Here is an 8,556-nt window from a genome sequence, read left to right on the forward strand (position 1 = left end):
GGGCGCGCAGATGCTGCGCGAAGTCGCCTCCAAGACCAACGACACCGCCGGCGACGGCACCACCACCGCCACCGTGCTGGCGCAGGCGATCGTGCGCGAGGGCGCCAAGTCGGTCGCCGCCGGCATGAATCCGATGGACCTGAAGCGCGGCATCGAAATCGCCGTGCATGCCGTGGTCAAGGATATCCAGAAGCGCGCCAAGCCGGTCGCTTCCTCGTCCGAAGTCGCCCAGATCGGCACCATTTCCTCCAACGGCGACGCCGCGATCGGCAAGATGATCGCGCAGGCGATGCAGAAGGTCGGCAACGAGGGCGTCATCACCGTCGAAGAGAACAAGTCGCTCGAAACCGAAGTCGACATTGTCGAAGGCATGAAATTCGACCGCGGCTATCTCAGCCCCTACTTCATCACCAACGCCGAGAAGATGACCGCCGAGCTGGAGGACGTCTACGTGCTCCTGCACGAGAAGAAGCTGTCCGGCCTGCAGTCGATGCTGCCGGTGCTGGAGGCCGTGGTGCAGTCTGGCCGCCCGCTCCTGATCATCGCGGAAGACGTCGAAGGCGAGGCCCTGGCGACGCTGGTGGTCAACCGGCTGCGCGGCGGCCTGAAGGTCGCCGCCGTCAAGGCGCCCGGCTTCGGCGACCGCCGCAAGGCGATGCTCGAAGACATCGCGATCCTGACCGGCGGTCAGCTGATCTCCGATGAACTCGGCATGAAGCTCGAAAGCGTGACGATCAACATGCTCGGCCGCGCCGGCAAGGTCGTGATCGACAAGGAAAACACCACCATCGTCAAAGGCGCCGGCAAGAAGAAGGACATCGAATCCCGGGTCGGCCAGATCAAGGCGCAGATCGAGGAGACCACCTCGGACTACGACCGCGAGAAGCTGCAGGAACGGCTTGCCAAGCTTGCCGGCGGGGTCGCGGTCATTCGCGTCGGCGGCGCGACCGAGATCGAGGTGAAGGAGAAGAAGGATCGCGTCGAGGACGCCCTCAACGCGACCCGCGCGGCGGTGCAGGAAGGCATCGTGCCGGGTGGCGGCGTCGCGCTGCTGCGCGCCAAGAAGGCGGTCGGCCGCATCCACAACGAAAACCCCGATGTGCAGGCCGGCATCAATATCGTGCTGAAGGCGCTGGAAGCGCCGATCCGCCAGATCGCCGAGAATGCCGGGGTCGAAGGCTCGATCGTGGTCGGCAAGATCCTCGAGGACAAGTCGGAGACGTTCGGCTTTGACGCCCAGACCGAAGAGTATGTCGACATGGTCGCCAAGGGCATCATCGATCCGGCCAAGGTAGTGCGCACCGCGCTGCAGGACGCTTCCTCCGTGGCCGCGCTTCTAGTGACGACCGAAGCCATGGTCGCGGAACTGCCGAAGGAGCCGGCGCCGCCGATGCCCGGCGGCGGTGGCGGCATGGGTGGCATGGGCGGAATGGGCTTCTAAAGCCTGTTACCGACATCAGGGATCGACGAAGGCCGCCTCCGGGCGGCCTTCTTTTTTAGCCAAAAAGCACTACGGTAGCGGCCGATTCTGGCTTCCGAGGAATTTGATATGCGCGCGCTTTTGTTCTGTCTGGTCGGTCTGTTGCCGGCATCGTCCGATCTTGCCTTCGCTCAAATGAAGCTCTCGACGAAGCCCGCGAACCCCAACGAAACAAGATATTTCACGGCCATCGACGGCCTGATGGGCGGCAATGCCGACGTCATCCTCAAGGAGAACCGGCAGGGCAAGACCGTCACTTCGGCGGTGCTCGACGTCTGCTATCCGGCCGAGAAGGGCTCGGACCGCAAGGACCGCTTCGTCGCCGATCTCGCGGTCAACGGTCAGAGCATGACCGGCACCGCGCAGACCCTCGGCGCCAAATTGCCGGTCACGGTGAAACTCGCGCGCAAGCCGACCGGCGATACCTTCGAATTCAAGGGCCAGATCAGCATCGGCCAGACCGTGACCGAAGTCGCCTCGTCGGAGAATTCAGATCTCAGCGAAAAGGAATTCAAGGAAAACCAGACCGTCGATGACGGCATCACGCCGGCGCCTGAGGATTTCAGCGAAGTCTCTCCCGAATCGATCGGCGTGAAGGTGAAGCTGGATGCGGCGCTGGATTTCCTGAAAGCGCTGAAGGGGCAGGAGCTGGAAGTTGCTCTCAGCAGCCTCACCGTCACGTGCGATGCGCTGCGCGCCGGCGAGCAGACTATCAGCATGACGGTCGATCCGGATCGCGCCGCAACGCTGATTGCGAAATTCAGGTCGCAGCCGGGCGTGGTCGCCGCAGGCTGGACCAGCGGCATCGTCGACATGGACCGCACGATCCGCTTTTCCGCCGCCGACTGGCGCGACGGCGACAAGATCAACAGGAACAAGCTCGCCGCCGCAGTCGCCGGCGTCCTGACCAGGACGCTTGCGGCGAAATCGTCGTCGTCGACCTGGAACGCCAATACCGGCACGCTGAAATTGACGTTCAAGCGGCCGAGCCAGCTATTCTCCGCGCTCGACCTCACCGAGACCGTCGAAATCACGGCGCTGGTCTCCCCGGACAAGCCGGGCGGCTCCGACAAGCTGATGTTGTGGATCAGCGCTCCCGTGATTACGACGGCGGACGAATCCGCGGGCGCCAAACTCGCTCTGGCCGAGGAAACCAGCGGCGACGAGGAAGGCGACCAGAAGGACGACAACGGTTCGGTCGAGGCGCTGGCGAAGGAATTCAAGGGCCAGCGCTGGGACTCGGACAAATCGGCCTGGAAATAGCCACCGCTTATTCCGATTGCTCAGTTGGTGTCGAGAAGGAAGCGCAGTGTCCTCGATCCGATGAAACTGACAAAATCGCCCTGCCGCTTCCAGGTGCCGGCCTCGCTCAACGCCGCAACCAGTTCGTCGTCGGCCTGAGCCTTGGCCGGCGGACAGGCGCGATCCTCAAGCTGCCCCGGGACAAAGATCACGGTATTGCCGGCCACCGAGAACTGGCCTCTGGCGCCCTTGCACCACAGCTCCAGCACGGCCTCGCCATTGTCGCCGATCTCGAGGTTCGGCAATCGCTTCGATCCCGGCTGAGGCGCCACGTCCAGAGTCATCGCCATCCCGAACGGAAACTCGTCCTCGGCGTGGGCCGGGATGGAAGGGAAAGCAGCAGCCGCGAGCACCAGCGCAATTGCGGTCCGCCTCACAAAGCCTGTCGTTGAAAACATGCAACCCTCGAACTGTCCCGGCGCGCTGTTCTAATGGCCATGCGTGACATTGACCAGATTGGCCGCCACAAAATTTTCGCTCCAAAAGAAAATCCCCGCGGTCGATCGACCGCGAGGATTTTTGGTATCGCATGGACCGATCTGTTATTTCAGGACCATCGCCGTGAACGGATAAACATAGGCCTGCAACATCACGAGAATGCCGACGAGGCACGCCAGCGCGATGGAATGCTTGAACACGAAGCGCAAGATCGTGCCTTCATGTCCGTACCAGTTGGTGGCGGTGGAGGCGACGACGATCGACTGGGCGTCGATCATCTTGCCCATCACGCCGCCGGACGAGTTGGCGGCGCCCATCAGCACCGACGACAGGCCGAGTTGCTCAGACGTGATCTTCTGCAGGTTGCCGAACAGGATGTTCGACGCCGTATCCGAGCCGGTCAGCGCCACGCCCAGCCAGCCGAGCAGCGTGCCGAAGAAGGGATACAGCACGCCGGTCGCCGCGAACGCGAGACCCAGCGTCGCATCGACGCCCGACAGCCGCGTCAGCGTGCCGATCGCGAGCATCGCCGAGATCGTGATCAGCGAGATCGCGCACAGCCTGATGGTGCGGCCGTATTCCGCAATCATCCTCACCGGCGAGAAGCCCGACAGGAAGCCGGAGATGATCGCGGCGATCAGCATGCCGGTTCCGGTAAACGACAGATAGGTGAACCCGAACACCGCGCCCTGCGGCGTCGGCTTCGCCGCAACGGGAGGCACCGTGTTGATCATGTTGTGCAGATCGGGAATGGGGTAGTTCCAGACGAAGTTCGCGTTCGCCCAGGTCTTGAAGGCCCCGTTGCCCCAGAGCAGCATCACCACGCAGACGATGATCCATGGCAACAGCGCGCTCCAGAGTTCGCCTTGCGTCAGCGGCGTCTTGTCCATCGCCTTGGTCGCAGCCATGGTGGATGCCGATTCGTCCTTGCCGCGCAGCGCCGGCGACAGCCAGAGCTGCTTCGGCTGCCAGACCTTCAGGAACAGGATCAGGCAGCCCATCGAAATCAGCGAAGCGCCGATATCGACGATCCACGGATTGATGTAATTCGAGATCACGAATTGCGGGATCGCGAACGACAGACCCGTGACCAGAATGGCGGGCCAGATGTCCTTCATGCCCTTCCAGCCGGCGAACGCCCATACCACCCAGAACGGCACGATCAGCGAGAACACCGGCAGCTGGCGTCCGACCATCGCGCCCAGAATATAGGGATCGAGACCGGTCACCGACGCCAGGCCCTGGATCGGCGTGCCGAGCGCACCATAGGCAACGGGGGCGGTATTGGCGATCAGCGACAGGCCGGAAGCCGCAAGCGGCGAGAAGCCGAGGCCGATCAAGACCGAGCCGGTGATCGCCACCGGTGTGCCAAATCCTGAGGCGCCTTCGAAAAACGCGCCGAACGAGAACGCGATCAGCAGCAATTGCAGCCGCCGGTCCTCGGTGACGCCGCCGACGGCGCGCTTCAACAGTTCGAATTTCCCGGTCGCGACCGTGATCTGGTAGAGAAAGATGACGTTCAGCACGATCCAGCCGATCGGGAAGAATCCCGCTACGACCCCCAGCAGCGTCGCGCGAATCGACATGCCTGCCGGCATGGTGAAGATGAAGATCGCGATCAGGTTGGTGAGCACCACGGCAATGATGGCCGCGATGTGAGCCTTGACCTTGCCGCTGGCAATCAACACCAGAAGCGTGACTACCGGAATGGCTGCGGCGATCGTCGACAGGACCGCATTGTTGAGCGGATTATAAATTTGATTCCACATTGCACTTCCTCCCCACGCATTTCCCCGGCGGCCCGACCAGCGTGGAAGGTCAGGCATGCTTGGCAGGGTTATCGGAGTGTCTCGGCAATGCGCGAAATCGGGCCGCGAATTTGGGCAGTGCCTAAATTCGCTCACAACCTCGCGAAGTGTGGAAGCCCCCGGTCCCTCGCCGCTATACCATGCTAGGGTTGACTCGGAGGCTGGGACAAGCGAACGCAGATCACAGAATCTACGACTTTAGTCTATGCCCTCAAATTCTCCCATTTTTTCAGGCCTTTGAAGCCATTCCCCTGGAGACGGCAATCTGTGAACAACACCCGCTCGACGCTGGCTACCGTATGGCGGATCGCCGCACCTTATTTCCGTTCCGAGGATAAATGGGCAGCCCGCGGGCTTCTGGCCGCGGTCATCGGCCTCGAGCTTGGGGCCGTATTCCTCACCGTCCTGTTCAACCGCTGGAATAACGTCTTTTACAACGCGCTGCAGGAGCGAAACCAGGCGGTCTTTTGGTATCAGCTCGGCTACTTCTGCGTGCTGGCGACGTTCTGGGTGGTCCTGAAGGTCTACCAGCTCTATCTCAATCAATGGCTTCAGATCCGCTGGCGGCGCTGGATGACGGCCCGGTATCTCGGCGGCTGGCTGCACGACGCCAATCACTATCGCATGCAGCTGCTTGGCGACGCCGCCGACAACCCGGACCAGCGCATCGCAGAAGATACCCAACGTTTCGTCGAGCAGACGCTGGGGCTCGGCATCGGGCTCTTGAGCTCGGTCGTGACGCTGGCATCGTTCGTCGTCATCCTGTGGGGCCTGTCTAACGAAGCGCCGCTGCACCTTTTCGGCAACGACATTGCGATTCCCGGCTATCTGGTGTTGGGCGCACTGATCTATGCGCTGCTCGGGACGCTATTGACCCATCTGATCGGCTGGCCGCTGGTCGGGCTCAACTTCCAGCAACAGCGCTATGAGGCCGATTTCCGCTTCAATCTGGTTCGCGCGCGGGAAAATGCCGAGCAGATCGCATTGCTGCGCGGCGAGCCCGCCGAGCGTGCGCGGCTGTTGTCGCGTTTCGCGCTGGTGGTCGAGAACTGGATCGGCATCATGCAGCGTACCAAGAAGGTGACGGCATTCACTTCCGGTTATTCGCAAGCCGCGGTGATTTTCCCGTATATCCTCGTGGCGCCGGCCTATTTTGCCGAGAAGATACAGCTCGGCGGCATGATGCAGACGGCTTCCGCCTTCGGCAGTGTCCAGGATTCACTGTCGTTCATCATCACATCATACCGGACGATTGCCGAATGGCGATCCGTGGTGGAACGCCTGAGCGGGTTCGAGACATCAATCGAAAATGCCGCCGCGCTGAACGTGGAAAAAAACATCGTTCACGTCAAACCGGACGACAGGGGGACTATCGACCTCGAGAAACTCGTGGTCAGCCTGCCCAACGGAACGCCGCTGATCTCGGCCGACAGCTTCAGCATCAGCGCCAATGAGCGTACGCTGGTCACCGGTCCCTCCGGCGCCGGCAAGTCGACCTTGTTCCGCGCCATCGCGGGAGTCTGGCCGTTCGGCAGTGGTTCGATCGCGGTTCCCGCAAAAGCGACCCTGATGATGCTGCCACAGCGGCCGTATTTTCCGGTCGGCTCGCTGAAGGCTGCGATCGTTTATCCCGCCGAGGCCGGCGCGTTCAGTTCGGAACGGGTCAGGGATATCGTGGTCGCGGTCGGACTGCCTCAGCTCGCAGCAAGACTGGAGGAGGAAGCGCACTGGAATCGCATGCTCTCGCTGGGCGAGCAGCAGCGTCTTGGCCTTGCCCGCGCCTTGCTGCATGAGCCGCAATATCTGTTCCTCGATGAAGCGACCGCTTCGCTGGATGAGGCCTCGGAAGCAGCACTTTACAAACTGATCGAGAAGAAATTGCCTGCCACCACGATCGTCTCGATCGGTCATCGCTCGACGCTCGAGGCCTTCCACCAGCGCAACGTGGTGCTGAACCGCGACGGCGACCGGTTTGCGCTGCAGAACCGCAAGGAAGACGTCAAGGTCCCCTAGGGTGGCCTTTTACAACCAGCGCTGCGGCCAACCCCACCGCGAGCACGGCCAGCCCTACCACGTCGCCACGACATGCCCGCCGATCAGCGCGCGCGGTTGCGCCGGCTCCACTTGCGGCGAGCCGATCACCAGCACGATGGAGGTCGCAAACGGAATGACGACCAGCGGAGTTTGCGATTCGAGCGAGACCCACTCTGACGCCGATGGAGCGCGAGGCGCCAGCGCCCGCAACGGCTCCCGCCAGGGCATTGCGGTGATCGTTGCGGCGGATTGCATCGGCAGACAGCTGCCGCCAATCCCGTCTCATGCAGGGCTCACCCCAAAATGAAAAGGGGCGGCAGATCGCTCTGCCGCCCCTTTGGTCTCGAGAGAATGACTTACTTCAGGCTGGTCATCGCGGTCAGGTCAGCCGAGAGCTTGACGATGCCGGCAGCGCCGCACCAGTTCGAACCCAAGCCGCCCGGATTGATCGAGGTGACGTTGGTGGTTCCGGAAGCGTTGAAGGCGCTGGTGAAGGCGTTGCAATTACCCTTGTTCAGGTCGGTGTCGGAGTAGCGCAGATCAAGCGTGAACACCTTGTAGGTGAAGCCGATGCCAATGTTCCAGGTATCGTAGCTGGCATAGGGGATGCCCCGTGTGTAGTTCGGGAAACCAGCAAACTGAGGCACGCCATAGAAGGAGTCAGAGGTTCCGAGCCACTGACGGCCGAACTCACCCGAGATGTACATGCCGACGCCGCTGGTGCCGAAGACACTGCCAGGCGCGGTGTACTTGGCGGTCACCGAGGCATAGTCGCCCCAGGCGCCGGAGTTCAGGAAGTTCGGCGAGTAGTACTCGTTCACTCCGACCGCCCAGTTATCGTTGATGGTGTAGTTTACCTTGCCGTAGACTTCCATGAAGCTAACGTCCTTCTTCATGGCGTTGCCGTTCATCAGGAAGTTGGCTTGGCACTCCGCGCTAAGGGGCTTGCCGGCGTTATCGGTCGGTGCACCGAAATAGCAGGTTCCGCCCGGATACAGGTAGCCCCAGACGCCGATATCGAAGGCAAATGCGCCGAAGGTCGGGCGGATACCGCCGTAGATGTCGACTTCAGCAGCCGCGCGGTTGGCGAACGAGATGCTCTCGAAGGAACTGCCGACGTAGAGCTGCAGGTCCTTGGTCACGTTGTAGCGCGGCTCGAAATAGGCGGCGACCGACGGATTGTGATTGGACTGGGTGACGCCGCGGAAAATGTAGTCATTCATGATGGCGCTGCCGAAGGCGACATCCCAGGGATCGAACGCCGGCGGAGGCGGAGCCTTGACAGCCTTCAAAGGCATATCCGCAGCAAAGGCGGAACCCGATACCATTGCCAGCGCCGTTGCTAACAAGACGATTTTCTTCATGACGATCCCCATCACATTAAAAAGATCAGTCCGATTCCGGCGCCCCCCAGGGACAAGCGATAACCGACTGCAGCGGATTTCCTTAACGTGACCGCAATTTGGAACGTGGCAGCCGCACAGTGAAGCAAAA

Annotated in this window: 7 protein-coding genes; 3 read left to right on the forward strand and 4 right to left on the reverse strand. The window is 61.8% G+C overall.

Annotated elements, in window-relative coordinates; all coding sequences use genetic code 11:
* Together groL and QZ213_RS19995 are read left to right on the forward strand one after the other, a co-directional pair.
* The coding region (groL, locus tag QZ213_RS19990; RefSeq protein ID WP_291687826.1) for a chaperonin GroEL at positions 1-1,441 on the forward strand (1,441 nt) is incomplete at its 5' end.
* Positions 1,442-1,549: 108 nt separating this feature from the next.
* On the forward strand, positions 1,550-2,743 hold the full coding sequence (locus QZ213_RS19995; RefSeq protein WP_291687827.1) for a hypothetical protein: 1,194 nt from the start codon (positions 1,550-1,552) through the stop codon (positions 2,741-2,743).
* Positions 2,744-2,763: 20 nt separating this feature from the next.
* Here the strand turns inward: QZ213_RS19995 and QZ213_RS20000 are convergent, their stop codons facing one another.
* Together QZ213_RS20000 and QZ213_RS20005 are read right to left on the reverse strand one after the other, a co-directional pair.
* Positions 2,764-3,180, reverse strand: a complete 417-nt coding sequence (locus QZ213_RS20000; protein ID WP_291687828.1) for an META domain-containing protein — start codon at positions 3,178-3,180, stop codon at positions 2,764-2,766.
* 144 nt (positions 3,181-3,324) lie between these two features.
* On the reverse strand, positions 3,325-4,989 hold the full coding sequence (locus QZ213_RS20005) for an L-lactate permease (protein ID WP_291687829.1): 1,665 nt from the start codon (positions 4,987-4,989) through the stop codon (positions 3,325-3,327).
* A 306-nt stretch (positions 4,990-5,295) separates the two neighbouring features.
* Here QZ213_RS20005 and QZ213_RS20010 point away from each other — a divergent pair, with 306 nt between their 5' ends.
* Entirely contained in the window at positions 5,296-7,041 is a 1,746-nt protein-coding gene (locus QZ213_RS20010) for an ABC transporter ATP-binding protein/permease (RefSeq protein WP_291687830.1), read from the forward strand.
* 54 nt (positions 7,042-7,095) lie between these two features.
* Here the strand turns inward: QZ213_RS20010 and QZ213_RS20015 are convergent, their stop codons facing one another.
* Together QZ213_RS20015 and QZ213_RS20020 are read right to left on the reverse strand one after the other, a co-directional pair.
* Positions 7,096-7,317 carry an HPP family protein gene (locus QZ213_RS20015; protein WP_291687831.1) on the reverse strand — a complete coding sequence of 74 codons (222 nt, stop codon included), beginning with the start codon at positions 7,315-7,317 and terminating at the stop codon, positions 7,096-7,098.
* 101 nt (positions 7,318-7,418) lie between these two features.
* A complete protein-coding gene (locus tag QZ213_RS20020) occupies positions 7,419-8,426 on the reverse strand; it encodes a TorF family putative porin (RefSeq protein WP_291687832.1) in 1,008 nt (335 codons plus the stop codon).
* Between the last annotated feature and the right edge of the window lie 130 nt (positions 8,427-8,556).

The sequence above is a fragment of the Bradyrhizobium sp. genome, assembly GCF_017881085.1.
In the GTDB taxonomy this organism is placed as follows: domain Bacteria; phylum Pseudomonadota; class Alphaproteobacteria; order Rhizobiales; family Xanthobacteraceae; genus Bradyrhizobium.